The organism is Bacillus sp. SIMBA_074, from assembly GCF_046534555.1.
Taxonomy (GTDB): Bacteria; Bacillota; Bacilli; order Bacillales; family Bacillaceae_G; genus Bacillus_A; species Bacillus_A mycoides.
This window is the reverse complement of sequence record NZ_JAWRYM010000111.1, coordinates 1-468: the sequence shown is the minus strand read 5'-3', so window position 1 is coordinate 468 and position 468 is coordinate 1. Positions and strand designations below refer to the sequence as shown.

At 49.8% G+C, this 468-nt stretch carries 3 tRNA genes; all 3 read right to left on the bottom strand.

Going from position 1 to position 468, the window contains the following annotated elements:
- Positions 1 to 85: 85 nt before the first annotated feature.
- A tRNA-Gly gene (locus SB773_RS30050) sits at positions 86 to 159 on the bottom strand.
- 40 nt (positions 160 to 199) lie between these two features.
- Positions 200 to 276 (bottom strand) — tRNA-Pro (locus SB773_RS30045).
- Between the two features lie 72 nt (positions 277 to 348).
- A tRNA-Arg gene (locus tag SB773_RS30040) sits at positions 349 to 425 on the bottom strand.
- Positions 426 to 468: the final 43 nt, after the last annotated feature.

The window sequence follows — 468 nt, the reverse complement described above, 5'->3', positions numbered from 1 at the left end:
GGGTTGCCGAGCCCTTCCTGGAGGTTATTTTCGTGAGCATAAAAAAACGAGCGACCATAGTGGTCACTCGCCTAACGTTTAATTATGGAGCGGGTGATGGGAATCGAACCCACGCGACCAGCTTGGAAGGCTGGAGTTCTACCATTGAACTACACCCGCAAAGAAACTCAAAAAAAGGCAACAAGTGAAGGATTAAAACTGGTCGGGAAGACATGATTCGAACCTGCGACCCCTTGGTCCCAAACCAAGTGCTGTACCAAGCTGAGCTACTTCCCGACATTACTTTTGTTGTGGGGCCCCCGAAAAGTACTCGGAGTACGCTACAACGCTTCACTTTTTGGGGTAAAGTGGCGTGCCCTGAGAGATTCGAACTCCCGACCTTTTGATTCGTAGTCAAACGCTCTATCCAGCTGAGCTAAGGGCACATGTTTTGGGGTAAAAACTGGTGAGCCATGAAGGACTCGAACC